Here is a 15,977-nt window from a genome sequence, read left to right as displayed (position 1 = left end):
AGTTGCCCGATTGATTTTTCCCAATCTGAAAGAAATCCTTGAAATCTCGGGGATGTGAGCTGGATCTCGTAAACCCGCGGGTAACAAGCGCGTTGCGAATGACTCTCAGGGGGAGGACTGCAGCAATATCTGAAGCGCTTCTTTCTATATCCAAGCCAGAAAATTCGGGTTAGTCTATTGCTCAATGGACTGATCATGTGATCTGGTCCACATTGGATCCCCCGATCCAGCACTCGTATCGTTCAAGAACTCAAGGAGGCGAAATGCGGTTTCAGCGCGTTTCGAAAGCAGTAGCTGTAGGCGCAGCACTGGCCCTGGCCCTTTCGGCTTGTGCACCAGGCGGCGGAGACACAGGCGCCGATGCATCAAAGGATGCTGGCGCAGGTGGCGGCAACGGTTCGGCAGAAGCAGCAAACAGCGGCAAAGCCGATCTGGGTGATATCAAGACTGCCGAAGACAATATCAACGTCACCGTAGGTGCCCCGGAATTCCTGAGCTACAACGGCTTTACTCCGAACACCTATTCCACCTACAACTCGGCCATCGTGGACCGGATGTTCGCTGGGTTCAGCTACTTCGGTACTGACGGCACGCTGTACCCCAACGAGGCCTTGGGCAGCTATGAGAAGGTGAGCGACGATCCGCTCACCATCAAGTACACCATCAATGAAGAAGCCAAATGGTCCGATGGCACGCCGATCACCGTAGCCGACTCCGTGCTGGCATGGGCAGTGCAGAACCTGAACCTCAACGAAGGTTCCAAGGACAAGCCGCTGTTCAACTCGGTCTCAGTTGATCTCGGCGACACTGTTCCAGCTGGTCCGCAGGGCGACTGGGATGGCAAGGAATTCACTGTTGAATTCGCCGAGCCTGATCCGGACTGGGCCCTCCAGTCCTGGATGCTCCACCCAGCACATGTGGTGGCCGAAGAGTCGGGCATGAGCACCGAAGAGCTCGTCAAAGCCATTCTCGCTGGGGAATCCGACAAGCTGAAGAAGGCTGCCGATTTCTGGAACGAAGGCTGGATGACTGACCCGGGCAAGCTGCCCGATGAGAAGATCTCGCCTGTATCCGGCCCCTACAAGCTGGGCAGCTGGAAAGCTGGAGAGTCCGTAACCCTGGTTGCCAATGAGAACTACTATGGCCCCGCGCCTGCAACCAAGGAACTGACCTTCCGCTTCCTTGAAGACGCAAGCATGGTCCAGGCATTGCAGAATAAGGACGTTGACGTCATTAACCCGCAGCCCACCGTTGATACGCTCGCGCAGCTGGAGAATCTTGGCGACGCTGTAGCAATCCAGAAGGGCGACACCCTGACCTGGGAGCACCTTGACTTCAACTTCGCCAAGGGCAACGAAATGACCAATCTGGAACTGCGCAAGGCCTTTGCCATGTGTGTTCCACGTCAGCAGATTGTTGACAACCTGATCAAGCCGCTGAACCCCGACGCCATCGTGATGAACTCCCGCGAAGTCTTCCCGTTCCAGGATAACTACCAGGAAGTAGTGGACGCATCCTACGACGGCCGCTATGACCAGGTGGATATCGAAGGCGCCAAGAAGATCCTTGAAGAGCAGGACGCTGTGGGTACCGAAGTACGCATCGGCTACTCGGCACCTAACGAACGCCGCGCCAACCAGGTCTCGGCCATCAAGTCCTCCTGCGATGAAGCGGGCTTCAAGATCGAGGACACCGGTTCGGCTGACTTCTTCTCGCCAAACGGTGCGCAAGACCGTGGCGACTACGAAGTAGCACTGTTCGCTTGGGCAGGTTCCGGCCAGATCAGTTCCGGCCAGAACATCTACGCCACCGGCAAGCCGCAGAACTTCGGCCAGTACTCGAACGCTGAAGTCGATGCAGCATGGGCGACCCTGGCAAGCTCGCTGGACCCGGCTGTCCATGCCGAGCAGACCAAGAAGATCGAGAAGCTGTTGTGGGATGACCTGTTCGGCATCCCGGTATTCGCCCACCCAGGCTTGAGCGCCTCGGGTTCGGATATCCAGAATGTCCGTCACACCGCAACGCAGGACCAGATCGTCTGGAACGCCGAGCAGTGGGTACGTGCTGAGTAATTGCCCCTAGGCAACGTACTTGCACAATGTGAGTGAGCACATGTGGGGCCCGATCAAAAATCGGGCCCCGCAGTGTGTTCAAAGGTCCCCAACCTCAAGGGCCGGCTCACTTCCGTGAGATGAAAGTAGGACATTAGAACCGTGTGGAAATTTATCGCCAAGAGACTAGGCTCAGCACTTGCCGTGCTGTTCGCCGCATCGCTCTTGCTCTACGTACTGGTAATCAATTCAGGTGACCCGCTCAAGGACCTCCGCGAAAGCAACGCGGATAACCGCGAGTACTTGATGGCCCAGCGTGTGGAATACATGAACCTGGATGCACCCTGGTACGGACGCTACTGGGACTGGCTGACCGGCGCCAGCAAATGCCTGATTGGCCAATGCGACCTGGGACAGAATATCAACGGCGTAGAGGTCTCCGGCTTGCTGGCCAACGCCGCATCGTCCACCTTGCGGCTGGTAGTGCTCGCTACGGTGATCGCCGCGGTTCTGGGTATCGCCATTGGCGTTTTGACTGCAATCCGCCAGTACTCCGGCCTGGATTACATCGTTACCTTCATGACCTTCCTCTTCTTCTCGCTTCCCGTCTTCTGGGCAGCTGTGCTGCTCAAGGAGTACCTGGCAATCAGCTACAACGACTGGCTGGCGGATCCGCAGATATCCCTGGGGTCATCCATAGCCATAGGCATCGTCGTCGGACTCGTCCTGCAGATGTTCCTCGGGGGCTCCTTGAAGCGCCGTGGCATCACCTTCATAGCTGCCGCTGTTTTCGTCCCGCTGGTGCTGCAGTACAGCATTTGGCTGAATTTCTACCGCTACCCGCAAATGGGCCCCGCAATCATCATCGTGCTGACGGCACTCGTGGCCTTGAGCGCCACTGCCATGAGCGTTGGCCTGAAGGAAAAGCGCGTGCTGTACCCGGCGCTGATTACCGTCGTACTGGTCTTGGCCATGTACTACGCGACCTTCTACATGCTGCTGGAACCAAACGCATGGATCCTCTTGTTCGGACTGGTCCTCGCGGTAGCGATTCCGGCAGTAGTCGGGCGCTTCATGGGCGGCCGCTTGCGCAAAGCAGCGATGTCCGTCTCCGTAGCCACCGGTGTTGTCGGTGCAGGATTGACCGTTGTCGATCACATGTTCCGCGCTTGGCCTGGTTTCCTGGACGTCAAGGGACGCCCCATCGCGACCATCGGGTCGTCCACTGCTAACCTCGAAGGCGGTTTCTGGGATCACTTCCTGGATAACGGCACCCAGTTGCTGATGCCGACCATCCTGCTTGCAGTGATTTCTTTGGCTAGCTATTCGCGCTACACGCGTTCTTCCATGCTCGAAGTGCAGCGCCAGGACTACATTCGCACCGCCCGTTCCAAGGGATTGAGCGAACGCACCGTGATTTTCCGGCACGCGTTCCGCAACGCGATGATCCCCATCGCCACCATTGCAGCCTTCGACTTCGCCGGCCTGATCGGCGGTGCCGTGATCACCGAGCGCGTCTTCGGCTGGAAGGGCATGGGCGAAATGTTCGCAACCGGCCTGGATCATGTCGACCCGGCACCTGTGATGGCGTTCTTCCTGGTTACCGGTACCGCCGCAATCATTTTCAACTTGCTGGCGGATATCGTTTACGCCCTGCTTGACCCACGAATCCGAGTCTAGGAGGCATGGACCAATGAACATCCTTCATGCCTGCAACCCTAAGGACCAGCGATGAGCACCCCGAACAAGAACTTGAACGAGAACGAGCCGCAGAACCTGAATTCCGTGGCCGAGGTGGAAGACGCCAAGCTGGCCCAAATCCACGAAAAGCCGAAGAGCCAGGGACGCATTGTTCTCGAGCGCTTCGTCAGCCACAAGCCGGCGATGATTTCCGCGGTGATCCTGGTCGTCATCACCGTTTTCGCTTTCAGCTCCATTGGCTGGGGACCGATCCCCGGCTGGTGGGGACAGAACTTCTACCACGCTGGTGCCGTTGTGGATGGCGGCAAACCGACCTTGAGCCTGGTCCCCGCCTGGCTCGGCGGCGAAGGCATCCGCATCGGAGAGCACCCCTTCGGGCAGGACTCGGTCGGCAAGGACTACTTCGCCCTGGTCATGAACGGCACGCAGAAGTCCATCATTATCGGCGTTGTGGTTGGCTTGGTCGCCACTGTCCTGGGAACCGTCATCGGTGCTGTTGCCGGCTACTTCCGCGGATGGGTCGACGAAATCCTGATGCGCATCACTGACCTGTTCATCGTGATCCCATTGCTGGTCCTGGCCGCTGTTCTGGGCAAGATGGCTGGTGCATCCACCGGTTCCATCATCATCCTGGCCCTCGTGCTCGGCCTGGTGACCTGGACCGGCTTGGCCCGACTGGTGCGCGGTGAAATCCTTTCGCTGCGCGAACGCGAATACGTTGCTGCCGCCCAGGCCATGGGTTCGAAGACCAGCCGCGTGATCTTCAAGCACCTGATCCCCAACACCATGGGTGTGATCATCGTGAACGCAACCTTCGCGATCGCTGGCGCGATCCTGCTGGAGTCCTCGCTGTCCTACCTGGGCTTCGGCGTGAAGGCTCCAGAATCCTCGCTGGGCCTGCTGATCAGCCAGTACCAGAACGCCTTCACCACCCGCCCGTATTTGTTCTGGTGGCCAGGCATGATCATCGTTACCATCGCCCTGTCGGTGAACTTCTTGGGTGACGGCTTGCGCGATGCGTTCGACCCGCGCCAAATCGGAAAGAAGCGCCGCCGCCGCGCCGGCCTGTTCGCCCTTCCAACCCGCAAGGAGAAGCCATGAGCCACGCAGCACCAATGAACGAACAAGGCTCAGACGGCTACGCGCTGAGCTTCACCGACCTCAACGTCGTCTTTGCCACCGGTGGTGCAGACGTCCACGCAGTCAAGGGCTTGTCCTTGACCGTCCGCCCCGGGCAGGTCGTGGCGCTGGTTGGCGAGTCCGGTTCCGGCAAGTCCGTCACCTCAACTGCGGCGATGGGCCTGCTGCCGGAAAACGCCAATGTCTCAGGTGCCGCCAAGGTCGGCAACGTCAACGTGGTTGGCCTGGACGAAGGCAAGCTGCGCAAGATGCGTGCCACCGACATCGCGATGGTCTTCCAGGAGCCCATGACTGCGCTGAACCCGGTGCTGACCATTGAGCGGCAGTTGACTGAAGCGCTGGAACTGCACGACATCGCCTATGGCAAGGAAGCAACCGACCGGGCCATCGAGCTGCTGGACATGGTGGGCATCCCGGATCCCGCCAAGCGCGTCAAGCAGTACCCGCACCAGTTTTCCGGCGGCCAGCGCCAGCGTATCGTCATTGCCATGGCGATATCCTGCGATCCCAAGGTGATCATCGCCGATGAGCCAACCACCGCACTGGATGTAACGGTGCAGGCAGAAATTCTCGATCTGCTGCGCGAGCTCAAGGATCGACTGAATACCGGCATCTTGCTGATCACCCACAACATGGGTGTTGTCGCGGATATGGCCGATGAAGTGGCCGTGATGTTCCAGGGCAACCTCGTCGAGACCGGCACCGTGGAGCAAGTTCTGCTGCGCCCGGAACATCCATACACCCAGCGTCTGCTGGCCGCGGTACCGCGCTTGTCTGCTCCGGCTGTTACTACTGCGAGGCCCCCGCACAGCTCCGAAACTGCGCCTCCAGGACGCGAGCTGGTGCTGGAAGCCAAGGACCTCGTGCTGGAATACGACATGCGGGGAAAGATCTTCCGCGCCGTGGAAGAGGTGAGCTTCGATATTGCCAAGGGCGAAGTCCTAGGCATTGTGGGCGAGTCCGGCTCTGGCAAATCCACCATCGCCAAGGCGGTGCTCGGCTTGTTGCCTGTGGCTAGCGGCAGCTTGTCGGTCCAGGGCCATGATCTGCCGAAACTTTCCCCGAAGGAAGCCCGTGCGGTTCGCAAGAGAATCGGCGTCATCTTCCAGGACCCGGCAGCATCCTTGAACCCGCGTTTCCCTATTGGCGATTGCATCACCGAACCAATGGTGGTTCACAAGGTTGGCAGCAAAGCAGGGCGCATCAAGCGTGCTGAAGAACTGCTCGATGCGGTGAAGCTGCCGCGCAACGTGATCAACCGATACCCCCACGAGCTCTCAGGCGGCCAGCGTCAACGTGTTTGCATTGCTCGCGCGTTGACCTTGAACCCCGAGCTGCTGATTGCCGATGAGCCAACTAGTGCTTTGGATGTTTCGGTTCAGGCAGTCGTATTGGAAATGCTGCAGGACCTGCAACGGGACTTCAACTTCGCGTGCCTCTTTGTCAGCCATGATCTGGCTGTCGTTGACATGCTGGCTGATGCGGTCGTAGTGATGCAGTCAGGCAGGGCGGTTGAGCAGGGCATGGTGGATACCGTGCTGCATGCCCCAACGCACGACTACACCAAACGCCTGTTGGCCGCGGCTCCGGTGCCGGATCCGCATGAGCAGGCAGTACGCCGTGAGGCTTGGCGCTTGCTGAACAGCACGAAGTAGATGCTGAGCTGAACGACGAATAAGGGGGCTCGTTTCCAGATCTTTAACTGGAAGCGGGCCCCTTCCGTCTGCCCGGGAGAGCTGGACATGGCGAAAGCCGATTCCCCGGATCCGGCCTCGGTCCGGGAAAGCGATACAAGTACTTGCGGGCCTACGAGCAGGTGCTGGGCGGCGGAACTTGGACCAGCTGAACGAGAGGGAATGCCTCGGGCTCAACACTCATCGCTGCAGGAATCACAGGATGACCCGCACTGGCGTTCTTGCACGGATCGTGCAGCAGAAAACCAGCTCGGGCGGAACCCGCAGACGCCTGCCTGGGGCTTTGCGCCGGGCGCGGGACGATGCTGATCCAGGAAAGGACCAAGGGAACCTCGGCGGTAGAGGCCCGTTAATAGGCAAAAGCTGGCTCTCTGCCGAGAGCCAGCTTTTGCCTATCTTTTGGAATCTAGTCCAGCTGCATGACGTTTTCGGTAACGACCTCTGCGCGGGCGTTGGAGAAGATCTGCTCGGTGCCAACGGTCTTGAACCCTCGGCGTTCCAGGACCTTGATGGAACCTAGATTGTCCTGGACCACATGCGCGGTCAATGGGCGCTTGGTGTATTCGGCGAGGAAGGTGTCTACCGCGCTGGTGGTCAGTCCCTTGCCCCAGTACTTGGTCGAAGTCCAGAAATTGATCTCTGGTACTTCGCCGTCGAAGACCAGAATGGATCCAACGACTTCGCCCTCATGCTCGATGGTGCGAACCAGAACATTCGGATCGTTCAGAATCGAGTTCCAGTGGTGGTCGAATACCGCGCGGTCGGCTGGGTTACGCGCTTGATAAGCGGCCATGAGGTTCGCCTCGGGTTCTTGCTGATGAGCGAAGAATGCGTCCAAGTCGGAAGGGCGGACTTCTCGTAGCTGCACGATAAAGGCCTTTCAATCGTGTGGGTCAGCGTGCCGGTATTGGCACACCAGTGAACAATGGCTTGAAACCTACACTACCGGGGAAGTGAGTGCGGCGAGTGCCATGTTGGACAATAACGGCTTCAGGCCGGACTTTTTAGTCCTCGGCGAGTGGGCGGAATGAGCAGTCGAGTTCAGCAAGCCGAAGACGGCGTGCGCGCGGAATCTGTGCGACTGCTTGCTTCCGGTGGGATGCAATTTGGCCAGTTCCGTAGTCCAAAGCCCGATATAGGAGTTCTGGAGTTTGCGGACTAATGCCAGTTCGGCCTTCGGGAGCGATTTCAAATCACGGTCCTGGACCTGCAAAATGTCCGGGCGGGACAGCGAGAAGTCAGTGTGGAAATCAACCAGACGCGAAAGCACCTCCAGGGGAGTGCCGCCGGCTTCCGTGGCCGTGCAGCCCCCGGCATAGATATCTTTGGACATATCTACTAGCAGAGCGATAAGCACTGCCTGCTTGCCGGCGAAATGCCGGTACACGGCCGGACCGGATATGCCGCAGGCAGCGCCCAGATCCTCCAGCGAAACACCCGCGTAGCCATTCAAGGCGAACAGTCGAGTGGCTTCGCGCAAGAGTGCTTCTCGTCGTTCAGCTTTGGCGCGCTCACGCTCTGTTGGTTCATTGAGCGACTGGTATTTGCTCGCCAACACAATCAACTCCTTACGTTTGCCAAGCCTCGGTCTGGACAAGTGTGACCGCTGCCACTAATGTCAAAAATGTAGCTGTTTACCCACCCGTAGGCAGCAACCAGTTAATAAATATTAACCATACGCGTCGCGGCGTGTGCTTCCAAGAAACTCACGCACCTGGCGCAGAACATGACCGCCACCGGTTTATGCACATCCCGCAGCCGATGCCGGTTCGTCCCTCAACGAAGAGAGAGCCTGATGATTGATCTCGAACTCGACGACCAGTATCAAGACCTGGTCGACATGGTCCGCGAATTCGCCCAGGAAGTCGTAGCCCCGCAGAGCGCGCAGAACGATGCCAACCATGCGTTCCCCTATGACATCGTCAAGCAAATGGGGCAGATGGGTCTCTTCGGGCTGCCAGTCTCCGAAGAATACGGCGGTTCCGGCGGCGACTACTTCCACCTCGCGCTGGCGCTCGAAGAACTGGGCAAGGTAGACCAGTCGGTAGCCATCACTCTCGAAGCCGGCGTCTCCCTGGGCGCGATGCCGATCTACCGCTTTGGCGGCGAGGGCCAGAAGCAGAAGTGGCTGCCAGCCCTGGCCGCCGGCGAACGCTTGGCCGGTTTTGGCCTGACCGAACCCGGTGCAGGCTCCGACGCCTCAGCTTCCTTGACCAAAGCGAAACTGGAAAATGGCGAATGGGTTATCGATGGCGCCAAAGAATTCATAACCAACTCCGGTACCGACATCACTTCCCTCGTCACGGCCACCGCTGTCACCGGTGTCGACGAAGCAACCGGCAAGAAGGAAATCTCGGCAATCATCGTGCCGACGGGAACCGAAGGATTCACCGCGGAGAAGGCCTACGACAAGGTGGGTTGGCGTGCCAGTGACACCCATCCGCTGAGCTTCAGCAGCGTGCGAGTTCCGGAGGAGAACCTGCTTGGCGAGCGCGGACGCGGATACGCCTACTTCTTGGAAATTCTCGATGAGGGACGTATCGCCATCGCGGCGTTGGCCACCGGAGCCGCCCAGGGTTGCCTCGATGAGGCGGTGAAGTATGCCAAGACACGGACTTCCTTCGGCCAGGCCATCGGCCAGTACCAGGGCATCTCCTTCATGATCGCTCGCATGGCTTCGCGCGCCCACACGGCCCGTCTGGCCTACTACGCGGCGGCGGCGAAGATGCTCGCCGGCAAGGACTTCAAGATCGAAGCCGCGCATGCCAAGCTGATTGCCAGCGAAGCGGCGATGGATAACGCCCGTGATGCTACCCAGATCTTTGGCGGCTACGGATTCATGAATGAGTCATTGGTTGCACGGCACTACCGCGATTCGAAGATCCTGGAAATCGGCGAAGGAACCACGCAGGTCCAGCAGATGCTCATTGCCCGCAGCTTAGGTCTCTGATTCTTGCCAGAGGGGGCGCTGCATCCTGATTTTGGGGTGTGGCGCTCTTTGGGCGCTCACAGTAAAACGAACCATAATGGGTAGGGTGAGCTCCCAGAAAACTTTCATTCCAGCCGGACATCCCCGTCGCGTCAGCCTGATCGGTTCCACCGGTTCCATCGGCACGCAGGGACTGGACGTCATCGAAAACGCATCCGGACAATTCTCCGTGGCAGCGCTGTCCGGTGGGTACAACCTTGAATTACTGGCTCGCCAGGCAATTAAGCACCGCCCTGCGCTCGTTGGCAGCGCCGTGGAATCCAAGGAGGAGCTTGCAGCGGCCATTAAGCGAGCCGCAGAAGATGCATCGGTAACCGGATACACTCCCGAGCTGGTGGCCGGCGCGCATGCGGTAACCGAGGTTGCCGCTTTCGCCGAGGCCGACGTGGTGCTCAATGGCATCACCGGTGCCATTGGCCTAGCCCCGACCATTGCTGCCTTGGAAGCCGGCCACCTGCTGGCACTGGCCAATAAGGAATCCCTGATCATCGGAGGCCAGGTAGTCAAGCGGATCGCGGCACCAGGCCAGATCTCGCCCGTTGATTCCGAGCACTCCGCCCTCGCCCAGGCCCTGCGCTCTGGCGCGCCCGAGGAAGTGGCCAAGCTGCTGGTGACTGCCTCTGGCGGTCCATTCTTCGGCTACAGCCATGAGCAGCTGCGTGATGTCACCCCCGCCCAGGCGCTGGCTCATCCAACCTGGGACATGGGACGCATGGTCACCACCAACTCGGCCACCATGGTCAACAAGGCTTTGGAAGTCATCGAAGCCCACCTGCTGTTCGACGTGCCACTGGAAAAGATCGAGCCTGTGGTGCATCGCCAGTCAATCATTCACTCGATGGTGGAGTTCATCGACGGTTCGGTGATCGCCCAGGCATCGCCGCCGGATATGCGCCTGCCGATCGCTTTGGGCATTAATTGGCCGCATCGGGTTGCCGGTGCCGCGAAGGCTTGCGATTTCTCCACCGCAGCAAGCTGGACCTTCGAACCACTGGATGAGGAGGTCTTCAGCGCTGTAAAGCTTGCCAAGCAGGCCGCAGCGTCGTCGGGAACGCATATGGCTGTCTATAACGCCGCCAACGAAATTGCAGTGGATGCCTTCCATGATGGAAAGATCCGCTTCACCGACATCGTTGAGACCGTGGAACGGGCCTTGGACGAGTACACCCCGATGAGCGCAGCGCTATCGGTCGAAACAGTGCTGGAAACAGACCGCTGGGCCCGCGCCCATGCAACGAAGATCATCGAGGCCAAAGCATGAGTGCATTGCTGTTCATCGGCGGCGTCCTATTCATGGTGGTAGCCGTCGGGCTGTCCATTGCGCTGCATGAAATCGGGCACCTGGTACCCGCGAAACTGTTCAAGCTGCGCGTTCCGCAGTACATGATCGGTTTCGGCAAAACGCTGGTTTCCTTCAAGCGTGGCGAAACGCAATACGGCATCAAGGCCCTGCCCCTGGGCGGCTACATCTCGATGGTGGGCATGTACCCGCCACGCGACCAGGTCGTCTCGGATGCTTCCGGGAAGAAGCCGAATCTCTTCCAGAAGGTCTTCGGACAGATGGTGGATGACGCACGCTCGCAGGCCAACGAGAACGTGCTGCCCAGCGATGAAGGCCGGCTGTTCTACCAGCTGCCGATCTACAAGCGCGTCATCATCATGCTCGGTGGCCCAATCATGAACCTGGTCATCGGGTTCGTGGTGATCGGCATCGTGCTGACCAGCTTCGGCCAGGCTACGCCAACCACCACAGTCTCCGAGGTGTACCAGTGCATTGCCAGCGCACAGAACGCAGAGCAGGCCGAATGCACCGACAAGGATGTCCCAGCGCCGGCTTACGAGGCAGGCCTCCTGCCAGGGGACACGATCACCGCCGTAAACGGCACCGCTGTTGCGGAAGCTGAATGGAATAAGCTCACCGATGTCATCCGCGATCATCCAGGAGAACCCATCACCCTGGACTATGCCCGCGACGGGCAGATTCGCACCACCGAGCTGACTCCGTACCTGACCGAACGCCCGGCGACCGACGAAAATGGCTACGTGCTGCTCGATGAGCAGGGCGAATACATCATGACCAAGGTCGGTTTCGTCGGGATGGGCTCCTTGCAGCGGGACCTGACCCAGCCGCTGAGCGCGGTTCCCGGCGTGATCGGGGATCAGTTGCTGAGAATTGGCGATGTCATCCTGCACCTGCCCCAGCGCATGGTGGATGTCGCCCAAGCTGCTTTTGGCAGCGAGGAACGCGACCCGAATGGGCCGGTGTCCATCGTGGGCGTTGGGCGCATTGCCGGAGAGATCAGCGCGGAGGATTCCATCTCGGTAGCTGACAAATTCGCAACCTTGCTGTCATTGGTGGGCGGTTTGAACTTGGCCCTGTTCGCCTTCAACCTGATCCCGCTGCTGCCGCTGGATGGCGGCCACGTGGTGGGCGCGCTGTATGAGGGGCTGAAGCGCACAGTTGCCAGGATCTTCAGGATCAAGAAAGTACGGCCTGTGGACACGGTCAAGCTTTTGCCGCTGACTTATGTCGTGGTGGTAGCGATGCTGGTCATGGGCGGGCTCTTAATATATGCGGATATCTTCAAGCCGATACAGCTGTTCTAAGCAGGGAGAAATATGCTGTAGGCATGACTGTTTTTGCTGTTGAATACGCGTACGCCGAGAACTCCACCGAGCTGCGCAATGAACACCGTCCAGCACACCGCCAGTACCTTTGCGGCTTCCTCGGCGAAGGTGCGGTACGCCTTCTTGCTTCGGGGCCGACCCCGGTCAACGACGGCGCGCTGTTGATCTTCGCGGCAGAATCGCAAGCTGCGCTGGACGAAGTGCTTTCCAATGATCCTTTCCAGAAGGTTGGCGGAATCGGCGCGGCCACCGTCACCGAATGGAACCCGGTAATTGGCCTGCTGGAGGATTTCGCGTCCTAGGCGATAGGTACCTTGCACCAGCCTCCGCTGTTCTTTTCCGAGAACAGCGGAGGCTGCCTGCATTAAACAGCTCGGATGGCGCAGACTGGTAGGGGAGAGGAAGTGGAAAACATCATGTATGTGCAGATCACGTCAACGCTGGCGATCCCTGCAGCCGAGCTGAACTGGCATTTCTCCCGTTCCTCGGGCCCCGGCGGGCAGCATGTGAATACCTCGGACTCACGGGTGGAACTCACCTGGGTAATTGGCGCTTCGCGGGCCTTGTCCGACTGGCAGCGTCAGCGCTTGCTGGCGAAGCTCGGACCTCGCTTGGTGGCCGGGGCCATCGTCGTGACTGCTTCCGAAGAGCGATCGCAATGGCGCAACCGCCAGCTCGCCCAAGAGAAGTTGGGGCGCATCGTGGAAAAAGCGCTGGCGCCGGATGCACCGGCACGCAAGGCAACGAAACCTACCCGCGGTTCTCACCGGCGCAGGCTGAGTGCCAAAGCTACTCGCTCAGCCACCAAGCAACTTCGCCGCAAACCAGGGATGGACTGATCCCAGCGATCAGCTACTGTGCTTCATGTCACTTTGCTGCACGGAATGGTTGGGGTGGGGAAACGGTTGAAAGTAGGTGAAGCGTCAGCTTTCTATTATTTTGCCTTTAGGAGAACACCCTATGACCACCAAGGTCCTCACCCTCGTCGGTTCCCTGCGCAACGGTTCGACCAACCAGCAGCTGGCCGAAGCCACTTCGCACAACGCACCTGAAGGCATGGAAGTTTCCGTGTTCAGCGGCTTGGAGAACATTCCTTTCTACAACGAGGACCACGACGTGGAAGGTGGCGTTCCTGCCGCCGCCCAGGCCCTGCGCGACGCAGCCGGTGACGCCGATGCGCTGATGCTGGTCACTCCTGAGTACAACGGCACCATGCCAGCTGTCCTGAAGAACGCCATTGACTGGCTGTCCCGCCCCTTCGGTGCCGGTGCGCTCAAGGACATGCCAACCGTGGTCGTTGGCACCGCTTTCGGACAGTACGGTGGCGTCTGGGCGCAGGACGAAGCGCGCAAGGCACTGAACATCGCCGGCGCCAACGTGCTGGAAAACGTCAAGCTGGCTATCCCTGACTCGGTAGTACGCTTCGCTGAACTGCACCCGAAGGATGACGCTGAAGTTGTCGAGCAGGTCTCTGGCGTGCTGAGCAGCATCAAGGAAATCGCCGAAGCCAACTAGGTTTTCACGATCCCCGGAAGCTCAATAGTGCAAGAAAGGCCACGGTAACCGTGGCCTTTCTCGCATGAGTACCCGCTCACCGCGATACGGTGACATACTTGGACTAGAGAAATACCCACAATCTATTCGGAGGCGTCCATTGACTTCGGTCAGCCTAGGCATGCCGGCAGGCCCACCGCCGGTACTCGCACCACGTCGCAAGACTCGCCAGTTCCAGGTTGGATCCGTAGGTGTCGGCTCCGACTCGCCGATTTCGGTTCAGTCGATGACTACCACCAAGACCCACGACATCAACGCCACCTTGCAGCAGATTGCCGAGCTGACCGCTGCCGGCTGCGACATCGTGCGTGTGGCCTGCCCAACGGATAAGGATGCGGAAGCGCTGAAGATCATTGCGATGAAGTCGCAGATCCCGGTGATCGCCGATATCCACTTCCAGCCAAAGTACGTCTACGCTGCCATCGAAGCAGGCTGTGGCGCGGTGCGCGTGAACCCCGGCAATATCCGCCAGTTCGATGACCAGGTCAAGGAAATCGCGCAGGCCGCCAAGGACCACGGCACCTCCATTCGCATCGGCGTCAATGCTGGCTCGCTGGATCGCCGCTTGCTGCAGAAGTACGGCAAGGCCACCCCTGAAGCGCTGGTTGAATCAGCTGTTTGGGAAGCTTCCCTGTTTGAAGAGCATGGATTCCATGACTTCAAGATCTCGGTAAAGCACAACGACCCTGTGATCATGGTCCGTGCCTACGAGATGCTGGCCGAACGCGGGGACTGGCCACTGCACCTGGGCGTGACCGAAGCCGGTCCAGCATTCCAGGGCACCATCAAGTCCGCCACCGCTTTCGGTGCACTGCTCTCCAAGGGCATTGGCGACACCATTCGCGTATCGCTGTCCGCTCCACCGGTAGAAGAGGTGAAGGTCGGCAACCAGATTCTGGAATCGCTGAACCTGCGCCCCCGCAAGCTGGACATCGTTTCTTGCCCGTCCTGCGGTCGTGCCCAGGTGGATGTTTACACCTTGGCCGAGCAGGTTACCGCTGGGCTCGAAGGCATGAAGGCTCCATTGCGCGTGGCAGTAATGGGCTGCGTTGTCAACGGACCGGGCGAAGCCCGCGACGCTGACCTCGGCGTTGCCTCCGGCAATGGCAAGGGGCAGATCTTCGTTAAGGGCGAAGTCATCAAAACCGTCCCGGAAGATCAAATTGTTGAGACTTTGATTGAAGAAGCCAACCGTTTGGCAGCAGAAATGGGACTGGACAATGACGAGAATCCTTCCTCGGGTTCTCCCATGGTCTCCGTCAGCTAGAACTAGCCGCCGGAGCGTCGAGGGAGAGCCGCGCATCTTGGGCCGTCGTGATACGACAGCCCTCATTGAGCTGCTCGATCGCGACCCCGTCGCCAATATATTCACCCGTTCGCAGGTGAGCATCCACCGGTCAGCAGTCCCAGACGGGTTTGCGCACATCGTTGGCTTGGACGGCAGCGAAGGTCTTGAATCGGCATGCTGGGTGGGCGCTAATATGGCGCCCACCGCCATGCCGGAGTCCGATGCCCAGAAGTACGCCATGCATGCCATCGATTCCCGACAGCGATTCGCCTCGGTATTCGGACCGGCAGAAACAGTTCTGGCCATGCATGACGTCTTGCGGGATGGTCCGCAAGAAATTTTTGATGTCCGGGAAAATCAGCCATTAATGGCCATCACCCAAATCCCGGAGGGAATTCGCCGCAACCGGATTCGGCCGGCTCAGGTTCAGGAATTCGACCTAGTCCTGCCTGCCAGCGCTGCCATGTTCGAAGAAGAACTTGGATATTCGCCGTTGGAAAACGGGGGAAGCTTCTACCGCAACCGTGTACGCCAGTTAATTCGTGAGGGGCACACGCTCATGGACTGCGACCAGCGCGGCAACGTGATTTTCAAGGCTGATTTAGGTACCGTCACCGACGAAGTAGTGCAAATCCAAGGTGTTTGGGTGAACCCGATGTATCGCGGCCAAGGCTTGGCTGCCGGCTACATGGCCTCCACGGTGGACTACGCGATGCAGTTCGCTCCTGTAGTGAGCCTGTACGTCAACGACTACAACACCGCTGCAATCAAGACTTATCAGCGCATCGGCTTTGAACAGGTCGGCACCTTCGCAACGATCCTGTTCTGAACAGCAGTGGCACGGGCAACGTGGAAATCAACCGGTTCTGCTCTTGAGCCACCTGCAGCTACTTCGCCAGAAACAATTCCGCCTTACCGCGGATCTGGCTGGC

General features: G+C 59.2%; 14 protein-coding genes. 12 read left to right on the top strand and 2 right to left on the bottom strand.

The features are described from left to right. Positions 1–263 precede the first annotated feature (263 nt). From ACFVHU_RS08870 to ACFVHU_RS08855, 4 genes are all read left to right on the top strand, one after another. Positions 264–2,072, top strand: coding sequence for an ABC transporter family substrate-binding protein (locus ACFVHU_RS08870; RefSeq protein ID WP_105661817.1), 1,809 nt, complete (start codon positions 264–266; stop codon positions 2,070–2,072). 141 nt (positions 2,073–2,213) lie between these two features. Beyond that, entirely contained in the window at positions 2,214–3,731 is a 1,518-nt protein-coding gene (locus ACFVHU_RS08865; RefSeq protein WP_105661818.1) for an ABC transporter permease, read from the top strand. A 51-nt stretch (positions 3,732–3,782) separates the two neighbouring features. Continuing rightward, complete coding sequence (locus ACFVHU_RS08860) at positions 3,783–4,853, top strand: ABC transporter permease (protein WP_105657258.1); 1,071 nt, start codon at positions 3,783–3,785, stop codon at positions 4,851–4,853. Next, a complete protein-coding gene (locus ACFVHU_RS08855) occupies positions 4,850–6,547 on the top strand; it encodes an ABC transporter ATP-binding protein (RefSeq protein WP_388023962.1) in 1,698 nt (565 codons plus the stop codon). Before ACFVHU_RS08860 ends, ACFVHU_RS08855 begins: the two co-directional genes overlap by 4 nt. 445 nt (positions 6,548–6,992) lie before the next feature. On the opposite strand, the gene ACFVHU_RS08850 is transcribed toward ACFVHU_RS08855, so the two are convergent. Then, positions 6,993–7,454 (bottom strand): GNAT family N-acetyltransferase, encoded by a 462-nt coding sequence (locus tag ACFVHU_RS08850; RefSeq protein ID WP_105657260.1) that lies wholly within the window; start codon positions 7,452–7,454, stop codon positions 6,993–6,995. Between the two features lie 69 nt (positions 7,455–7,523). Continuing rightward, a complete protein-coding gene (locus ACFVHU_RS08845; protein ID WP_105657261.1) occupies positions 7,524–8,144 on the bottom strand; it encodes a TetR/AcrR family transcriptional regulator in 621 nt (206 codons plus the stop codon). 237 nt (positions 8,145–8,381) lie between these two features. On the opposite strand from ACFVHU_RS08845, the gene ACFVHU_RS08840 reads away from it, so the two are divergent. The 8 genes from ACFVHU_RS08840 (at position 8,382) to ACFVHU_RS08805 (ending at position 15,874) form a co-directional block, all read left to right on the top strand. Continuing rightward, positions 8,382–9,536: an acyl-CoA dehydrogenase family protein gene (locus ACFVHU_RS08840; RefSeq protein WP_105661820.1), complete on the top strand. Its 1,155-nt coding sequence runs from the start codon at positions 8,382–8,384 to the stop codon at positions 9,534–9,536. Positions 9,537–9,612: 76 nt separating this feature from the next. Continuing rightward, complete coding sequence (gene dxr / locus ACFVHU_RS08835; protein ID WP_388023961.1) at positions 9,613–10,836, top strand: 1-deoxy-D-xylulose-5-phosphate reductoisomerase; 1,224 nt, start codon at positions 9,613–9,615, stop codon at positions 10,834–10,836. Continuing rightward, entirely contained in the window at positions 10,833–12,182 is a 1,350-nt protein-coding gene (locus ACFVHU_RS08830; protein ID WP_105661822.1) for an RIP metalloprotease, read from the top strand. The genes dxr and ACFVHU_RS08830 overlap by 4 nt, the downstream gene beginning before the upstream one ends. A gap of 23 nt (positions 12,183–12,205) precedes the next feature. Then, the gene (locus tag ACFVHU_RS08825; protein WP_105657265.1) at positions 12,206–12,505 is read left to right on the top strand and encodes a YciI family protein; all 300 of its coding nucleotides are present in this window, start codon (positions 12,206–12,208) and stop codon (positions 12,503–12,505) included. 114 nt (positions 12,506–12,619) lie between these two features. After that, a complete protein-coding gene (gene arfB, locus ACFVHU_RS08820) occupies positions 12,620–13,042 on the top strand; it encodes an alternative ribosome rescue aminoacyl-tRNA hydrolase ArfB (RefSeq protein ID WP_388024189.1) in 423 nt (140 codons plus the stop codon). Between the two features lie 121 nt (positions 13,043–13,163). Then, positions 13,164–13,718 (top strand): NAD(P)H-dependent oxidoreductase, encoded by a 555-nt coding sequence (locus ACFVHU_RS08815; RefSeq protein WP_388023959.1) that lies wholly within the window; start codon positions 13,164–13,166, stop codon positions 13,716–13,718. A gap of 139 nt (positions 13,719–13,857) precedes the next feature. Next, a complete protein-coding gene (ispG, locus tag ACFVHU_RS08810) occupies positions 13,858–15,024 on the top strand; it encodes a flavodoxin-dependent (E)-4-hydroxy-3-methylbut-2-enyl-diphosphate synthase (protein WP_105657267.1) in 1,167 nt (388 codons plus the stop codon). A gap of 37 nt (positions 15,025–15,061) precedes the next feature. Further along, positions 15,062–15,874, top strand: a complete 813-nt coding sequence (locus ACFVHU_RS08805; RefSeq protein ID WP_332502584.1) for a GNAT family N-acetyltransferase — start codon at positions 15,062–15,064, stop codon at positions 15,872–15,874. The last annotated feature ends 103 nt before the right edge of the window (positions 15,875–15,977 follow it).

The sequence above is a fragment of the Glutamicibacter sp. NPDC127525 genome (genome assembly GCF_042672105.1).
GTDB lineage: Bacteria > Actinomycetota > Actinomycetes > Actinomycetales > Micrococcaceae > Glutamicibacter.
The sequence above is the reverse complement of the archived record's forward strand: the minus strand, read 5'-3'. Positions and strand labels throughout refer to the sequence as shown.